This window comes from Gardnerella sp. DNF01151, from assembly GCF_049244235.1.
Classification (GTDB): domain Bacteria; phylum Actinomycetota; class Actinomycetes; order Actinomycetales; family Bifidobacteriaceae; genus Bifidobacterium; species Bifidobacterium swidsinskii.
In genome coordinates this window covers 822,536-837,472 of record NZ_CP058389.1, presented here as the reverse complement: position 1 = coordinate 837,472, position 14,937 = coordinate 822,536, and the positions used below count along the sequence as shown (strand labels likewise).

The following is a 14,937-nucleotide window of genomic DNA, read 5'->3' as shown; positions in this document are numbered from 1 at the left end:
TTAAATAATTCAGTTTAAAGAATTATTATTGTGCTCACGCCACCCAACTATTGGCAAATCAAATTTTGTAACTAAACGCTTCGTAAAAGGAGCACCAGAAAGTCTAGCTAATAATAGCTCATCTTTTGATTGACGAACTTGAATCCTTGATCCTTGAGGAAGAGCGCGCTGTCTTCTACCGTCGCAACAAATCCAACCTCCAGAAGACGATTCATTAAGAATGTCAATAGTAAAAGTAGAACCGGCACCAATAATTAGAGGACGCGCAAAAAGAGCATGAGCAGCTAATGGCACTAATTGCAATGCCTCTACATTTGGCCACATGATTGATCCACCTGCTGAAAATGCGTAAGCTGTGGAACCAGTAGGAGTTGAAACTATTACACCATCGCAACCAAAAGATGACATTTCAACATCGTCTACTCGTATTGAAAGTTCTACCATTCGACCTCTGTCTTCGCGATCAAGAGTTATATCGTTCAACGCCCAATCACTTAAAGGCTCACTTTCGCCAGGAAGCCACACATCTACATGAGCTTCCATTCTCCTGTCAATAGTGTAATCCTTGTTTGCAATCCTACGAATAGCATCATTAATTTGAAAACTTTCAAATTCTGCCAAAAAACCAACATGACCAAGATTTATGCCGATAATTGGAACAGTAGTACAATGCACTAACTCAGCAGCCTGAAGCATGGTGCCATCTCCCCCAAGCACCACAACTATTTCCGTATTTTCATCAACTATACGAGTAGTTTTTTTAGCAAAATCAGACACAGAAGCACTGTTGAATACGTCAACAACGAATCCAGCTTTAATAAGTTGAGTCTTGACTTGATTTACCACATCACTATGAACATCGATTCTAGCGTGAGTAACTACAAGAGCACGACGAGCCGACGAAGCGGAATTAGTATCGAAATGTTCCTGCATATACAGCCCCTTCGTACTGTTTAAACACAACTACTACTATTGTAATTGTTAGGATACATATTGAAAAATGCTAAACATTCAATAATTAACTTACTTCTCGTAACGCACATAAAGAAGATACTCCGTATTGCCATGCGTTCCTTCAATAGGAGATTCGCAAGAGGAGATAACCTTTAGACCGTTTTGATTTGCACAACTTTTTATTGTTTCTAAAGCTTTAATTCTTAAAGTCTCGTCAGTTACTATTCCACCTTTTCCAAGGTTTCCTTTTCCTACTTCAAATTGCGGCTTAACTAAAAGCACAATATCTGCATGCAATTGAGCTATTCTAGAAATTACTGGAATAACAAACGTTAGAGAAATAAAAGAAACATCCGAAACTATAAGATTTGGCTTATATGGCAAGTTCTCTTCGTACACATCTCGAATATTTACGCCACTCATTTCAATTACATGTGAATTGTTAGCTATTTTTGGATGCAATTGACCATGACCAACATCTAAAGCTATTACAGAATGAACACCTCTTTGCAAAAGAACGTCGCAAAAACCACCCGTTGATGCACCTATATCTAGAGCTTTAGTTGATTTGGAAGTAGTTAAACCATTTTTAGAAAACGCTTCGAAAGCACCTTCTAACTTAAGTGCTCCACGAGAAACGTATCTAATACAAGATTGCGTATTTTTTGATTCGTCGATTGTTATTGTATGTGAATCGTTTACTAAAAATGAGGATTTCGTAATATTCCGACTGTCAACACTCACTACGCCAGCATGAATTAAACGCTGAGCAGTTGTCCTACTTTCTGCTAAACCACGACTAACCAAAGCGCAATCTAAGCGTTGTGAAATATTGCTATTTGAAAGTTTACTTAAATCCTCATTCAAAGTCATAAGGAAAACTCCGGAAGAGTATAATTTCCCATATTTTCACCGCAATCTTGCAAGCTCCATGCCAGCGCGCAAGCAGCTCTTAAAGCATTGCAATCGTTAGTGTTATTAACTTCAATAATATTATTATTCACAACTCTTGCTATAGCATCTTCACAAGTAAAAGTACTACCGTTAACGCGTTCAGGAGCGTTATGAGATTCGTTTAATCCTCGCAAGTCTTTAGAAACAAAACTTGGACGCAAATGTTTTGGCGCAAGCATAAGCATGCGAGGATCTGTAACTCCAGTAAGAACAAGTAATGAAGCATAGCCTCCTCTTGTTCCAGCCTCAATATCAGTATCTAAACGATCTCCAACTGCTAATGAATGCTCAATACTAATTACAGGATTCCCATACTCGTCTTTTTCAGTGTATTCTTCACATTCAGAATCATCATGCTTAGCATTAGCAGCAACCAAAAACCTTGCTTCATCATACATTGCAGATTCTGGTTTTCCAGCAGACGAAATAGGCTCTACACCCGTAGCATTAATAACAGCTTGAATCATGGAACCGCATCCAGGAGCAATACCATGCTCTCTTGGAATAGTTAAGTCGCGGTTAGTAACGAAATATTTTGCACCATGCTCAACAGCGAAAGAAACTTCCGCCATTTCTTGCCAAGTCATTTGAGGATACCAGCCTTGAATAACAGCTTTAGGATTATCTTCGCACGAATCTACGAGTTGTAATCCTACGCGTTGCACTTCTTGACGCAAATGTTCAGTGCCGAGAACAAGAACTTGAGATCCTTTCTCAACATTGCGAGCTACCATCCTTGCTGCAACAACAGAAGACGTTATAATCTGCCATGGTTCTACTTTTAAGCCAAAACTTTCCAGTTGTTTTGCAACAACAGATTGGAAACGCGAAGAATTATTAGTTGTATATTCAATTGCCATTCCATTTTTTTGCGCAAACAAAATGGAATCAGACGCATATTCAACAGCATTTCCACCACGATATACAACACCATCTAAATCAAGCAGTGCTAAACGAAATGCATCGCTTAACGGACGATTACATGAAGAAAAATTCTTTTTCGTTTCAACTTGCATACTATACCTCATTTAAGTTTGCTAAACACTGCACTTAATTTAGATTCAAATTTTTCAAATATATTTTATAAATATCAACTCTCAAAGCAGCAAGTGCCCGGCTTACTTAAAAGCAGCCGGGCGCAAATATTCAAATGTTACGAACTACTCTTCGTCAGCGTGAACAGCACTCATCTCGATTGTATCCGTATTATCCGCATTCTCAGAGTTACTTGTCTCTTCTGAGTCTTCTGAGTCTTCTAAATCTTCAGAATCTTCAGTTGCTTCAGATTCTTCATCAGCATATTCATCAGATTCTTCATCAGGAGCAAATTGAGCATCATCTTCACTCATGCCAATTTCATCCATCATGTCATCATTCAAATGCTCTAAATCATAGTCGATAACAATATCATCAGGATTTATATCTTCGTCATCAACATCAGCATACTGTTGCTCAAGCTTATCAAGCAAAGACTCTAATTCAATTGCTTCGTCACTACGACCAGCTTCTTCCAAGAAGTATTGTTCTGCTTGAACTGCACGCATACGATACTCCCCAGGAAGACCCTTTGAACGACCCATTGCATGAACCAATTCAATAGCCTTATCAGCATGACCAGTATCAGCCAAAACGCCTGCATAAACGAGGAACATTTCGGCTTTTACTTCTCCCCTTAAGGTTTTTGCTTCATCTGACATGCAAATTTCTAAAGCCTTATCTAGATTGCCCATACCGCGCTCGCAATCGGCAATAAATGGCAAATAATCAAGGTAACCATTCATTCGCATTGCAGTGCGGAATTCCTTAGAAGCAAGCTTGTAATCGCCCTGACGATAGGCCACAAAAGCTAAAGTTTCGCGAGCAAAATCAATACGAGAAGCTTGCTTAGCAGCCCACTTTGCATGTTCTAATGCAAGTTCAGGATTTTCTTCTTGCAAAGTATAAGCTGCAAGAATATGAAGACCAATATTTTCAGCGTGTTCCTTTGAAAGACCGCGCAAACGCTCGCGATCTTCTTTAGAAAGCATTGCCCATTCCAAACCTTTTGGCATCTTAGGTTCACCAGGGCGACGTGCTGTATAAGGATTTTGAGATGGATAAGAAACAGTTCCGTCAGAATTGCGGCGTGGACCATCTTCAAAGCGGAAGTTACTACGCGAATTTGCGTGACGATCATCTCTGCGATCGTCACGACGATCAAAACGACGCTCATTATCTCTGCGCTCATCGCGACGATCGTCTCTGCGGTCATCACGGAAGCCACCCTTAGAGCCTTTATGGAAATCTTTATGGAAATCGCCATTGCGATGGTTCTCACGACGACTATCCCTGCGATCGTCACGACGATCAAAACGATGTTCACCATCAAACTTCTTGTAGCGTGGGTTGCCACCTTCTTCACCAGAATGTTCAAAATCTCTAGAGCGACGGTCATCTTTACGATCATCTATACGATCAAAATGACGGTTACGATCAAAGCGACGATCATTATCGCGATTCTCTGAGCGGAATCCGTCCTTCTTAAAACCATTCTTCTTAAAACCACCGCGACGGTCATCTTTACGATCGTCATGACGGTTAAAACGACGATCACCATCACGCTTTACGCCAGAGTGGAAGCTCTCTTCACGGTCATCATCATTACGGCGGAAACCACCCTTCTTAAAACCGCCTTTATGGAAACCATCCTTATGGAAACCACCGCGACGCTCGCTACTTTTACCACCATTGCGATGACCAAATCCACCACGTTCACCAAAAGATTTCTTACCACTCCGCGAGTGTTCGCGTTCTTCGCCCATTCTGGCATACCTCTCATCTATGTGCAATTTTATTACAAAATCACATTTTAATTATATTCATAAAACAACTAAACATCTGCTGAAGCAAGCTATAGCATACATCAAGCAGCAAGCTTACAACAGATGTATTTTTTAATAAATCACAAACATTTATTAAGCGCGCTCTACGGCACCGATAGCTTTCTTGCCACGGCGAAGCAAAGCGAAACGACCGTGCAAGAAAGAGCCCTCACTTAACACATCGTCGACACCACTTACACGTTCATTATTCAGATACAAACCGCCTGCTTCAATAGCACGACGAGCTTCAGAAACAGTGCGGAACAGACCAGCGGCAACTGCAGCCTCAACAACACGATCTGCAACTTTAGCCTTAGCGAAATCTAAACTACCGTCTTCAGCCTTAACCTTAACACCATCTAAAGCAGCTTCAAGAGTCTGCTCATCAATATTGCAAAGATCACCACGTCCAAACAAAGCGGAAGAAGCTTCAATAGCCTGGTTTGTTAAATCTTCACCGTGAACGAAACTTGTAACTTCCCACGCAAGCACGCGCTGAGCTTCACGACTTCCAGGATCATCCTGAATTTGCTGAGCTAAACGCTCAATTTCATCTTTTGGCAAGAAAGTGAACACCTTAAGCAACTTAACAACTTCATCATCAGGCTGATTGAACCAGAACTGGTAGAAGCGATAAGGGCTAAGCATAGAAGGATCAAGCCACATGGCATTACCTTCTGACTTACCAAACTTACGACCTTGATTATCTGTAATAATCGGGCTAGTAAACACGTTTACGGATGTGCCACGAACCTTACGAATCAAATCCATGCCGGAAGTGAGATTACCCCACTGATCCGAACCGCCAAGTTGCAAAGTTACGTTGTAATTATCAAACAAGTACAAGAAGTCGTTGCCTTGCAAAACTTGATAACTAAACTCAGCAAAAGAAATACCTTCATCGGAATTTAAGCGACGAGCCACAATATCCTTAGAAAGCATTGTTCCAACTCGGAAGTTCTTACCAACATCGCGCAAAAAGTCGATAGCAGACATCTTAGAAACCCAGTCGTAATTGCTGACAAAACGAACAGGATTTTCACCATCAAGAGGCAAGATTCGACCAATCTGCTTACGCAAGCGTTCAGCCCAGCCAGCCACAATATCCTTAGAATTAAGAGTGCGTTCTCCGCTTTGACGAGGGTCACCAATCAAACCAGTAGCACCACCAACTAAAGCAATAGGATGATGACCTGCAGCCTGCAAGTGACGCATATTAATAAGCTGCACAAGATTACCAATATGCAATGAAGCAGCAGTAGGATCGTAACCGCAATAATACGTTAATGGTTCTCCGTCAAGCGCTTGAGCAAGCTGCTGCTCATCAGTAGATTGTGAAATTAATCCACGCCACTTAAGCTCTTCAAACAAAGAAGCAAAACCTGCTTCCTTGTAGTTCCTGACCTGAGCCATTCGTATCTCCTTAATACAGAATACCGATAAATATCGGGCGCTTTGCGCGTCCACAAGCCTTTCAATTTTTGCAGCACATGGCGACACGCATAATAAAAAAGTGCCAAATATTATAAAGTACAATATTTGGCACTATAACGTGACAGCTAATAATCTAATTTTAAAATTATTTTATAGGCGAGATATAAGCAGAACCATCGCTTTTTGAATTTGCAAATTTATAATAATTATCCATTGCATTTTCAGCCTCTACAATTTGCTCTTTAACTCGCGCGAAGGCTGTACCGCCACGACCGCATCTGGCAGACACAGATCCAGCACTAGTCAATATTGTTCTGATATTCGCAATTTCTGCGCTATCAACAAAACCGCTTAGAATATTTGAAAAATCATCATCGCTTAAATCAGCAAGATCTCCCCCAATTCCCTCAGCTCGCTTTACACACAAACCAGACAAAGTATGAGCGTTACGGAATGGAACGCCCTTTTTTACAAGCCATTCTGCAATATCTGTAGCAAGAGCGAAACCAGTAGAAGACTGTTCATAAAGTCTATTTAGATCAAATTTCATAGTTTCTACCATTCCAGCAAAAGCTGGAAGAAGCACTTCTAAAGTGTTAATTTGATCAAAAACAGCTTCTTTATCTTCTTGCAAATCGCGAGCATAAGCAGTAGGAAGACCTTTAAGAGTTGCCATTAAACCAGTTAAATCGCCTATTAATCTACCAGCTTTACCGCGAGCAAGTTCAGCAATATCTGGATTCTTTTTTTGAGGCATAATCGATGAGCCAGTTGAATAAGCATCATCTAAACGAACAAATGCAAATTCTTGAGTATTCCAAATAATAATTTCTTCACTTAATCGTGATATATCAACGCCAATCATTGCTGCGATGAATGAAAATTCTGCGACTAAGTCTCTACTTGCAGTTGCGTCTATAGAATTAGCGCAAACTTTAGAAAAACCAAGCTCTTTAGCTACTTCTTCTGGATTAAGACCAAGAGTATTGCCTGCCAAAGCTCCTGCTCCATAAGGGCTTTCATCTGCACGCAAATCCCAATCTATGAAGCGATTTACATCTCGTAAAAGCGGCCAAACATGTGCCATTAACTGATGCGCAAGCAAAATTGGTTGAGCATGTTGCATGTGAGTGCGACCCGGCATCACCGCGTCTTTTGCATTTTTTGATTGATTCAGCAACGCTTGGCAAACTGACAACAATAATGATGCAATAACGCGCGCATGCCTACGCAAAAACATACGTATTAAAGCTGCAATTTGATCATTCCTAGATCGACCTGCACGAAGCTTTCCACCAAGCTCATTTCCAGCAATTTCAAGTAAACCGCGCTCTAATGCTGTAGCTTCATCTTCATCTTCCTCAATGGGTGCAAAAGTTTCATCATCTACACGCTTTTGCAATTCATCTAATGCACAAGATAAATCAGCATACTCTTTTTCGTTAAGAAGACCTGCACGATGCAACGCATGCGCATGAGCTCTAGAACCAGCAATATCATCATCCGCTAATCGCCAATCAAATTGTGTGGACTTGCTTAGTTTCGCCAGCTCTGCTGAAGGACCTGAACTAAATCGTCCACCCCACAATGCAATAGGGTGATTAGTATTATTACTTTCATTATTTTCTAGTTCTGCGGCTGCTGCTTTTGTTGCATCGTGCATAGTTTATTACCTTTATATCTTTTTTATATATATCGTATTAGTTGTTGTCTGCAACGCGCATATCTCTTGCTGCTGCAACCTTGCTAGACAATCCGTAGATTTCAATGAATCCATTGGAAGCACGCTGATCAAATGTATCTGAAGAATCATACGTTGCTAAATTAAAGTCATACAATGATTCCTCAGAACGACGTCCAGTAACTACAGCTTTGCCAGCATACATAGTCATTCGAATCTCTCCAGAAACATGCTCTTGAGTTTCATTAATAAATGCGTTAAGAGAACGCACAACTGGAGAGAACCACTGACCATCATAGACAAATTCAGCCCACTTTTTATCAAGAGCACGCTTTAACCTATGCTGCTCACGCTCCAGGCAGCAATTTTCAAGCTCTTGGTGTGCAACAATTAAAGCTTGAGCACCTGGAACTTCGTACAATTCACGAGATTTAATTCCTACAAGACGATCTTCAATAATATCGATTCGTCCAATTCCTTGCGCTCCAGCTCTTGCATTCATTTCTTCAATTGCTTGCAAAGGCGTTACGCTATGACCGTCAATTGCGACTGGAATACCTTTTTCAAAAGTAATTGTAACTTCATCCGGTTCTTGAGATTCAAGAGGATTTTGCGTATAAGAATAGCACTCTTCAGTCGGAGCATTCCATGGATCTTCTAGGAAACCGGTTTCAATTGCACGACCCCACACGTTTTGGTCAATCGAATATGGGCTTTTCTTGCTTTGTTCAATTGGAAGCTTGTGCTCGTTAGCGAATTCTATTTCAACATCACGAGTAAGTGACAAGTCTCGAATTGGGCTAATAGCTTTTAATTCTGGATCCAAAGATTGGATTGCAACTTCAAAACGAACCTGATCGTTTCCTTTGCCGGTGCAACCATGCGCAATTGTGTCTGCATCAAATTGATGAGCTGCATTCACTAAGTGGCGAGTAATCAAAGGCCTAGAAAGAGCAGAAACCAATGGATACACGTCTTCATACATTGCGTTAGCTTTTAATGCAAGCATGCAATAGTTATCTGCGAATTCTTCGCGAGCATCGACAACATATGCTTCAACTGCACCACAAGCCAAAGCACGATTCTTAATTACTTCAAGCGCTTCACCGCCTTGACCAACGTTTAGCGACACAGCTACAACGTCTTGACCTGTTTGCTCTTTAAGGTATGGAATTGCTACCGAAGTATCGAGACCACCTGAATACGCCAAGACAATACGTTTTTTATTAGTCATTGTGACCTCCCAGGTCATGTATTGAATAAATAAACAATAAAGAGCATATTATACATCTAAAATAAAATCAACAGATGCGCCAAAAAATTATTATATTTTTACCATCTTCGAAGAGTTATTATAAAATATAAAAAATATATCAATTATAGTTATACATATAAAAACGCGCGCAGCTCAACAATGCACTGCACGCGTATAAATCTTTTCGTTACTGCAAAATTATTTTTTTAATACAATATTTAATTAAATAGCCACAATATTTTTTAATAAATTGTTTAACGAGAAGCTACTGAAAGCATCCAATTTGCTCGATTTTCAGCTTCTTCATTTGAAACGCAAACCATAATAACTGTATCATCTCCAGCAACTGATCCTAAAATACCTTTCAAAGGCTGACGATCTATAACACTTGCAACGTACTGTGCTGCACCAGATGGAGTATGAATAACAACAATATTATTTGCATGCCCAACTTCAGTGACAAGACCCGCTAAAGTGCGAGCAACTTGCTGATCAATTCGCACAGTATCCATAGCATGACGATTGCCAGTACCATCGCCAAGCACATACGCAATCCTGCCATCCGTTAATCGAATTTTAACAGCATTTAACTCATCTAAATCTCGGCTCAAAGTAGCTTGAGTAACATTAAAACCATGACGCGCCAACACTTTAGCGAGTTGAGATTGAGAAGTAATCACTTCTGCCAGTAACGCTTGTTCAATAGCGTTTAAACGCGCTGCTTTTGTTGCAGGACGTTGCTGTTTTATTGACACTTCGTTATTTGATTCTGCATCCGTTTCTGGATTCATCATAGTTTTATCAAAACCTTTCATAAACATATTTTCAATTAAATATATACGAATATGTGTATACATATCTACATGCATAAAAAATTATTTGTGTGTTCTTCGTCACACATATCTATTATGCATGAAAATGCTATATTTTATTTAAAAAATAGATGTTACTTTACATAAAAAGAAAAAGAGTTAATAATACAATAAATGCGATTATGCATACTATTATTAGAACGTATGCACAATCGCATTAACTAAAATATATTATGTTTTACACTCGCAAAGTTGCGTGCAAGACTTCAGCAGCATCCGTAATCTTCTTACGAACTTCTTCCATCTCTTCGCCAGAAAGTGTTCTATCATTTGCTCGGAACGTTACGGAATAAGCAAGAGAACGCAAGCCTTCTCCAAGCTGCTCACCCTCATACACATCGAACAACTCAACAGATTCAAGCAAATCTCCAGCAGACTTTTCAATAGCAGACTGCAATTCATTCGCTTTCAACTCAATTGGTGCAGTGAAAGCGAAATCTTGCTTTACAGGAGGGAAAGTCGAAATTGGTTTAGCTTGAACAGGCTTCATAAGCATATTCTTAAACAATTCAGTTAAATCAAGCTCGAATGCTGCAGAATGCTTAGGTAAATCTAATGCTTCACAAACATGTGGATGCAATTCGCCAACAACACCGAGATTGACGCTTGAACCATCTTCAGCAAGAACACAAACTTGAGCACTACGACCAGGATGCCAAGAAGATGGAGCATCTTGAGCTTTAAACTGTTCGAGAATGAACTTAACACCAATTCTCTTACCAACTCGCTGGAGTGCTTCAACAGCATCGCTCCAATCAACATCTCTATGAGTACCAAGCCAACCAGTTTCTTCAGCATGACCAGTTAGCAAAGCAGCAACATGCAAAGGTTGTTCCGGTAATCCAGCATCCAACGCAGCAAGCTCAGCATTAGAAGGTCTAACAGAACCAGGTAATGCAGGAATTGCAGGAGCATTTGGATCGCTAAAGTACACATGACCAAGCTCATACATGGAAATATCTGTTAAACCACGATGAAGATTGCGTCGAACAGTACCAGCCAAAGTCATCAAAACAGAACGACGAAGCCAAGGCCTGTCTCCAGCTAAAGGATTAGCAATACGAACACTTACTTCAGCAACTTCATCCACATTTTGACGGAAAGCTTTAATATCTTCCTCACCAACAAATGGATAGCTTAAAGATTCAACAAAACCAGTTTCCGCTAACTCATAAGCAATAGCTCGTCTAGTTTGCTGTTGCGCAGTTAAGCCAGTTCGACCAGTAACAGGAACAGCAGGAACCTTAACAGGAATCTCATCATATCCAACAAGTCGAGCAATTTCCTCTACTAGATCGCAAGGCTCATTCAAATCAGGACGCCAAGTTGGAGGAAGAACGGAGAAGGATCCATTTCCACCACCAGCAACAGAGCAACCAATATCGGTAAGAATATCGCTAATGCGATTCAAATCAACATCCAAACCGGCAACTCGCTGCACTTCATTAGCTTTAAACACAATCACATTTCGCGACTGAGTATTATTGACATCACACGGCGATGTAGATGACTTAGCTCCACCAAACTGTTCCAAAAGATTTGCAGCCATTTGTGCAGCTGCTGGCTGCAATTGAGTATCAACGCCACGCTCAAAACGACGAGAAGCCTCAGAAGGAATCTTATGACGACGAGCAGTACGAGCAATTGAAACGGGATCAAAGTGAGCTGCCTCAATCAAAATATTTTTCGTTTCACTCGTAACTTCGCCATACATGCCGCCCATAACACCTGCCAAGCCAAGCACGCGTGAACCATGGTTTCCACGAGGAGAATCGCAAATAACTAAATCCTCAACATGCAATTCATGATCTTTGCCATCCAAAGTCGTAAGATGTTCGCCCTCATGTGCACGACGAACTACAATTGGACCTTCAATTTTGTCTAAATCATAAGCATGAAGAGGTTGACCCAAATCAAGCATGACATAATTAGTGATATCAACAGCAAGAGAGATACTGCGCATACCTGCACGCGTTAAACGACGCTGCATCCAACGTGGGCTTGCACAAGTGGAGTCAAAACCGTGTACAGCACGCGCATAATATCGATCACAACCAGGTACACCATGAATTGGATTAGTATCTTCAATACTCACGTCAATATCTGAAGTCTTGTGACCTTCATCATTAATTTGCGATACCTGCTCATTCAACTTTGAAACAGGATCCGTATAAACAGCACCAGTTGAATGATGATATTCGCGAGCAACACCACGATAAGAGAAAGCATATCCACGATCAGGTGTTATGTTAATCTCCAAAATCGGCTTATTAAGATGCAACAACTCCATTACGTCGTCGCCAGACTTCAACTCATCGTATTCAGCCTTAGAGAAGCCATATTCACGCAACAAAATAATGCCATTGTGGCTATCTCCCAAACCAAGCTCACGCTCTGAAGCACACATACCGTCAGAAATATGACCGTAAGTCTTACGCGGCTCAATCTTAAAATCTCCAGGCAGAACAGCACCAGGAAGAGTTACAACAACCTTTTCACCAGCAGCCATATTAGGAGCACCGCAAACAATGCCACGAGGAACTTTCTTGCCGTTCTCGTCAACATCGTTGTATTTATCTCCAACATCAACATGGCACCAATTAATAGTTTTGCCATTTTTCTGCGGTTCAGGAGTTGCATCAACTACGTAACCGACAACAATTGGACCGGTAACTTGAGAAGTATGAATTTCTTCTTCCTCTAAACCAACACGAACTAAATCTTTAGCAAGCTGTTCGTAAGTTAAACCTTCTGGCACTTCAACATGATCTTTGAGCCAGTCAATATCTACCATTGGCATGAGTTTTACTCCCCCATTACAAACTGTTCACTGAAGCGCTTATCGCCTTCAACCAAATCATGCATATCGTTAATATCGTGACGAAGAAGCAGAGTCCTCTCCAAGCCGACACCAAAAGCAAAACCGGTATACACTTGTGGATCTAAACCTGCAGACTTCAACACATTAGGGTTAACCATTCCGCAACCGCCCCATTCAATCCAGCCTGGACCGCCCTTTTTATCTGGGAACCAAAGATCCAGCTCAGCACTAGGCTCAGTAAATGGGAAGTAGCTTGGTCGCAAGCGGCTCTTTGCATCTGGACCAAACATCGCAACAGCTAAACGATCGAGAACACCCTTTAAATCAGCCATTGTTAAATGCTTATCTACAGCCAAAGCTTCACATTGATGGAAAACTGGAGTATGCGTTGCATCCAGTTCATCAGTGCGGAACACTCTACCAGGAGAAGCAATATACAGAGGAACTCCACGCTCAATTAACGCACGTACTTGATCAGAAGAAGTTTGCGTGCGCAAAACCATATTTGAACCGACAAAGCCTGCAGCATCCTTGGCTTGATTACCCTGAACGTAGAAAGTATCTTGCATTTGACGCGCAGGATGATCCGGACCAAAGTTCAATGCATCGAAATCAAACCATTCAGTTTCAACTTCTGGACCTGCAGAAATCTGCCAACCCATAGACACAAAGAAGTCTTCAAAATCCTCAATAATACGAGCAATAGGATGACGAGCACCTAAAGGCTTACGATTAATTGGAAGAGTCATATCTACAGTTTCTGCAGAAAGCATGTTAGCCTCTTCAACAGCTTTAATTCGCTCTGTAGCTTCTGCAAAAGCTCGACCAAAATCAGCTCGCAAAGTTGACATCACCTTGCCAACTTCCTTCTTTTGATCCGCAAGCAAAGAACCAATTGCTTTACTTGCAACAGTCATCACTGACTGCGCGCCAGCATACTTAGTTTTAACAGCCTTCAGCTCTTCCATAGTTTGAGCAGCTGTAACGCTAGCAATACCTTCTTTTACTGCTTTACTTACAGCTTTAATATCGAATGGCTTATTATCGGTCACAGCACCTTTCCTATCTGTGTTATACGTATATTCATTGTTTATATACGCTATTGCAAAATATTGCCCAAAGCTATATTTTTCGCTCATGACTCGACATAGCCAAGCCCATAAGCATTACTGCTGCACTTGTTGCAAGGTTCATTGATTCCGCTTTTCCATATATTGGAATTATTGAAATATCGTCAACCTGCTGTAATACTTCTTTAGGTAAGCCTCTAGCTTCATTACCAAATAAAATAGCCAAAGAACTGCTAATAACCTCGGAATTGACTAAAATTTTTGGAAATGGCACAGGTTTAATCTTGTCAGTTCCGTAAATATCAGCTGCAATAACTCGAATATTTGCTTTTGCAGCGCATTCGAACCAGTCTTGAACGCTTAATTGCACTACAGGAAGATGAAATAGTGAGCCAGCAGTCGAACGCACAAGCTTAGCATTCCAACGACTTACGCAATCATCAACAAAAACAACAGCATCGCATCCAGCAACATCTGCAACACGAATAATAGCACCAGCGTTGCCAGGATCTCTTACCTGCCAGCAAGCTGCAATACGAAGAGGCTTAAAATCGTTTTTTACTTTTACTTGTGCTGATTGCTGTAAATTTTTAAACTCACTAAAATAAATATCGTCCAAAGATTTCGAATTAGCAACCGCAACAATTCCCTGTGAATCAGCACTAATTTTTTGCATAATATTCGACTCAACAGGATGAACATAACAAGATCGGGATAAAGCTTCTTTAACTATTTCCCGCAAAGAAGAAAATTGTGAACTTTCCTTTTCATTACCTTCACAAGCATCTTTAGTAACATAAATATCACATAACGAATCTGTTACATAACGTACAGCTTCGCGCACACTTTGCGGACCTTCAACTAAAAAACGCTGCAAATCATGCGACTTTGCGCGACCTAAAGAAACGAGTCTGCGCACGCGCTCACTGTGAGTATTATCAATTAGTTCTTTTAACGGCATAAATATAACTTTACTTCAAAAACAATTACGACACAGGAAATACGCATTCACGTATTTATGCAAACTTGTCACGT

At 40.7% G+C, this 14,937-nt stretch carries 11 protein-coding genes; all 11 read right to left on the bottom strand.

Annotated elements, in window-relative coordinates; genetic code table 11:
- Positions 1 to 9: 9 nt before the first annotated feature.
- Positions 10 to 933, bottom strand: coding sequence for an NAD kinase (locus HXT37_RS03510; RefSeq protein ID WP_004111445.1), 924 nt, complete (start codon positions 931 to 933; stop codon positions 10 to 12).
- A gap of 90 nt (positions 934 to 1,023) precedes the next feature.
- The gene (locus HXT37_RS03505) at positions 1,024 to 1,827 is read right to left on the bottom strand and encodes a TlyA family RNA methyltransferase (protein WP_421779261.1); all 804 of its coding nucleotides are present in this window, start codon (positions 1,825 to 1,827) and stop codon (positions 1,024 to 1,026) included.
- The gene (locus HXT37_RS03500) at positions 1,824 to 2,924 is read right to left on the bottom strand and encodes an HAD-IIA family hydrolase (RefSeq protein WP_004111441.1); all 1,101 of its coding nucleotides are present in this window, start codon (positions 2,922 to 2,924) and stop codon (positions 1,824 to 1,826) included. The genes HXT37_RS03505 and HXT37_RS03500 overlap by 4 nt, the downstream gene beginning before the upstream one ends.
- A 144-nt stretch (positions 2,925 to 3,068) precedes the next feature.
- The gene (locus HXT37_RS03495) at positions 3,069 to 4,709 is read right to left on the bottom strand and encodes a hypothetical protein (protein ID WP_103014005.1); all 1,641 of its coding nucleotides are present in this window, start codon (positions 4,707 to 4,709) and stop codon (positions 3,069 to 3,071) included.
- Between the two features lie 153 nt (positions 4,710 to 4,862).
- Complete coding sequence (tyrS, locus tag HXT37_RS03490; RefSeq protein ID WP_076002805.1) at positions 4,863 to 6,182, bottom strand: tyrosine--tRNA ligase; 1,320 nt, start codon at positions 6,180 to 6,182, stop codon at positions 4,863 to 4,865.
- Positions 6,183 to 6,348: 166 nt separating this feature from the next.
- Positions 6,349 to 7,866, bottom strand: a complete 1,518-nt coding sequence (argH, locus tag HXT37_RS03485; protein WP_103014003.1) for an argininosuccinate lyase — start codon at positions 7,864 to 7,866, stop codon at positions 6,349 to 6,351.
- 37 nt (positions 7,867 to 7,903) lie between these two features.
- Positions 7,904 to 9,118, bottom strand: coding sequence for an argininosuccinate synthase (locus HXT37_RS03480; RefSeq protein ID WP_103014002.1), 1,215 nt, complete (start codon positions 9,116 to 9,118; stop codon positions 7,904 to 7,906).
- Between the two features lie 275 nt (positions 9,119 to 9,393).
- Entirely contained in the window at positions 9,394 to 9,933 is a 540-nt protein-coding gene (locus HXT37_RS03475; RefSeq protein ID WP_032842537.1) for an arginine repressor, read from the bottom strand.
- A 256-nt stretch (positions 9,934 to 10,189) separates the two neighbouring features.
- On the bottom strand, positions 10,190 to 12,811 hold the full coding sequence (gene pheT / locus HXT37_RS03470; protein ID WP_421779770.1) for a phenylalanine--tRNA ligase subunit beta: 2,622 nt from the start codon (positions 12,809 to 12,811) through the stop codon (positions 10,190 to 10,192).
- Between the two features lie 5 nt (positions 12,812 to 12,816).
- A complete protein-coding gene (gene pheS, locus HXT37_RS03465; protein WP_041160572.1) occupies positions 12,817 to 13,884 on the bottom strand; it encodes a phenylalanine--tRNA ligase subunit alpha in 1,068 nt (355 codons plus the stop codon).
- Between the two features lie 70 nt (positions 13,885 to 13,954).
- Entirely contained in the window at positions 13,955 to 14,863 is a 909-nt protein-coding gene (locus HXT37_RS03460) for a TrmH family RNA methyltransferase (protein WP_421779768.1), read from the bottom strand.
- Between the last annotated feature and the right edge of the window lie 74 nt (positions 14,864 to 14,937).

Coding starts and splice junctions, on each gene's coding strand:
- argH (WP_103014003.1), bottom strand. CDS start 7,866: ATGCACGATGCAACAAAAGCAGCAGCCGCAGAACTAGAAAATAATGAA.
- HXT37_RS03505 (WP_421779261.1), bottom strand. CDS start 1,827: ATGACTTTGAATGAGGATTTAAGTAAACTTTCAAATAGCAATATTTCA.
- HXT37_RS03460 (WP_421779768.1), bottom strand. CDS start 14,863: ATGCCGTTAAAAGAACTAATTGATAATACTCACAGTGAGCGCGTGCGC.
- HXT37_RS03475 (WP_032842537.1), bottom strand. CDS start 9,933: ATGATGAATCCAGAAACGGATGCAGAATCAAATAACGAAGTGTCAATA.
- HXT37_RS03500 (WP_004111441.1), bottom strand. CDS start 2,924: ATGCAAGTTGAAACGAAAAAGAATTTTTCTTCATGTAATCGTCCGTTA.
- HXT37_RS03510 (WP_004111445.1), bottom strand. CDS start 933: ATGCAGGAACATTTCGATACTAATTCCGCTTCGTCGGCTCGTCGTGCT.
- HXT37_RS03480 (WP_103014002.1), bottom strand. CDS start 9,118: ATGACTAATAAAAAACGTATTGTCTTGGCGTATTCAGGTGGTCTCGAT.
- pheT (WP_421779770.1), bottom strand. CDS start 12,811: ATGCCAATGGTAGATATTGACTGGCTCAAAGATCATGTTGAAGTGCCA.
- tyrS (WP_076002805.1), bottom strand. CDS start 6,182: ATGGCTCAGGTCAGGAACTACAAGGAAGCAGGTTTTGCTTCTTTGTTT.
- HXT37_RS03495 (WP_103014005.1), bottom strand. CDS start 4,709: ATGGGCGAAGAACGCGAACACTCGCGGAGTGGTAAGAAATCTTTTGGT.